General features: G+C 49.0%; 2 protein-coding genes and 1 pseudogene. All 3 read right to left on the bottom strand.

Annotated elements, in window-relative coordinates:
- A pseudogene (locus tag Q0140_RS03375) lies at positions 1–321 on the bottom strand (hypothetical protein); the annotation flags it as partial.
- A 45-nt stretch (positions 322–366) separates the two neighbouring features.
- A complete protein-coding gene (locus tag Q0140_RS03380; RefSeq protein WP_297961892.1) occupies positions 367–780 on the bottom strand; it encodes a hypothetical protein in 414 nt (137 codons plus the stop codon).
- Between the two features lie 17 nt (positions 781–797).
- Positions 798–1,517 (bottom strand): CorA family divalent cation transporter, encoded by a 720-nt coding sequence (locus Q0140_RS03385; RefSeq protein WP_297961895.1) that lies wholly within the window; start codon positions 1,515–1,517, stop codon positions 798–800.
- Positions 1,518–1,882: the final 365 nt, after the last annotated feature.

The following is a 1,882-nucleotide window of genomic DNA, read 5'->3' on the forward strand; positions in this document are numbered from 1 at the left end:
GAAAACAGCCAGATTTTTCTCCTCGAAGTAGCCGCCTTGCTCGTTTACGCAGAATTTTTTGCTCCCGCCTTGCACCGAAAGATTGGATGCGTGAGATTTTTTGCTCGCATCCTGAGCCGCAAAATCGCGCTGCGTTTCGCTCGCGGCGTGCCGCACTTTTGCGAGCAGATCGTCGTAGCCCCGCTTTTTATCCGCGCCGCTTGCCGCGAGAGCGTGCGCGTAGTATTTCTCGCCCTCGAACCACAGCCCGCAAAGCCCCGCCTCATCGCCCGCGAGCGTGATTTTACCAAGCGGCGAGTCGTAATATGCGATAAATTTCATCGTTGCTCCTGTTTTGCAATTAAATTTAGGCGCCGCAAGCAGCGCTTAAATTTCCCAAATTTCTAAAATTTGCGGACAGATTTTAGCTACGCTTTGTTCAAACTCCGCCTTTTGCGTGCTACTCGGGTTGCCAAGGGTTTCAAATTTGCAAAAAAGCTCGGCGATCTTTAGCCAGCCCGCAAGATTTAGATCGAATTTTTTCAAATTTGCCTCGGACAAAAACTCCAAATCATGGTCGTAAAACGCGATCTCGCCGCCAGAGCTTAGCAGCCAAAGATCGCCGCTGCCGCCGTCTGCAAAGATACAAAACTCGCGCAGCAGCCCGCTATCGCCCTCAAAAGGAAATTTTGCCGCGTCGTTGCAGCGTGCGATCTCATACTCTTTCAGCACTCTAAAATCGCCCGCAATCTCCCTTCCGAAGTATCCGCCTAGGATATTTTTTAGCTCGTTTTTGTTCAAAATTTAACCCCTTCGCTTTAGCTTCGTCTTTTGGCGTAGAGCATAAGAAAGCCAACCATCGCCGCGAAAATCACGCACATCGCAAGCGTCACGATGAGCGTGCCGTGCGCCGAGCCGCTTAAAAACAGCCCCGTCGTGTTCATCCCGAAAAAGCTCGTGATGAAATTTAGCGGCATCAGCAGCGACGAGATGATCGTGAGAATGTAGATGTTGCGGCTAATTTTGTCGTTTTTGAGGCCTTGGATAAATTGATAGATATCCTCGATCCTGACGGCGTATTCGCTCATCACGCCCTTGAAAACGCCCGCTTCGTAGGCGTAGTTTTTCAGCTGCTTTTTCAGCGCCGGCTGCTCGTTTGCGCAGATGAGCAGCGCCTCGTAGAAATGCGAAATTTTGTTTTGAAATTTGCGGATTTCATATTTTAGGATCGAATGCCTTTTCATAAATTTCGAAAAATCGCCGCGGCGCGTGTAAATTTTTTCATAATTCTCAAGCTCTGCGGAGTGCTCTAAAATTTTATCGCGGTACTGCGCGAGGATCTTTTTTACGACCGCGAAAAACTCCGCCTCGCTGCTAAGCCGCACCTCGGCGGTACCCTCCTGCAAATAGATCGCGCCTGCGTCGAAAATAAAGCGGTAGTTTTGCTCGCGCGGCGCGTCCGTCACGAAGTACACATACTCGCGATCCTCGGCGTAGTAGTAGCCCGAAACGCTGCGCTTTTCGGTAATCGGGTTCAATGAGACCTCCTTATTCAATCGTTTTAAATTTACGAAATTTCAGAATTCCGCTGCCGATCAGAATTTTGAAATTCTGCTGCCTATAAGAATTCCGAAATTTTGCCGCCACTTAAATTTTACCGTATTTGGAATTTCAAAATTCTTTTACGCTTGGAATTTTAAAATTTTAAGCACGAAAGAATTTTATTATCAGATCTTTTAGGATTGGTGGAATTTTATGCGACGTAGTCGCAATATAAAGAATTAACGCGAGCGTAGCTCGCACCGCTAGCGTCGCGCGGGTGGGGGTTGGTAAGGGGGCGGGCGCGCCTCGCAACTCTGAGCGCCGCCCCCTTACGGATTATGTGTAACGCATACGCCGGCTC

This window comes from uncultured Campylobacter sp., assembly GCF_938045405.1.
Taxonomy (GTDB): domain Bacteria; phylum Campylobacterota; class Campylobacteria; order Campylobacterales; family Campylobacteraceae; genus Campylobacter_B.